Source organism: Thermus sp. FJN-A, assembly GCF_054655095.1.
Genome location: NZ_BAAHSC010000241.1, coordinates 1 through 236 on the forward strand (window position 1 = coordinate 1; position 236 = coordinate 236).

A 236-nucleotide genomic window follows, 5' to 3' on the forward strand; every position below is an offset into this window, starting at 1 on the left:
CCAGCCCCAAGCCCCTCAGGAAACGGTGAACAGCCAGGAGCCCCAGGAAGGCCTCCCCCGCCTCCTCCAGGGGGACCTCGGCCACCTTCATCCCCTCCCGCAGGGCCACCACGAAGCCCCCCTCCACCGCCAGCCCCTCCTCCCGCAGGGCCAGGGCGTAAGCCCCCACCTGCAGGAGGTGCTCCGGGTAGACCCGGGAGGAGGTCTTCAGGTCCACCACCACGAGCCTGTCCCCA

1 protein-coding gene is annotated in these 236 nt (G+C 71.6%); it reads right to left on the reverse strand.

The features are described 5' to 3' along the window. A partial coding sequence (locus ACYQ0J_RS13575; protein WP_460172620.1) for a Dna2/Cas4 domain-containing protein occupies positions 1-236 on the reverse strand: 236 nt, incomplete at both ends.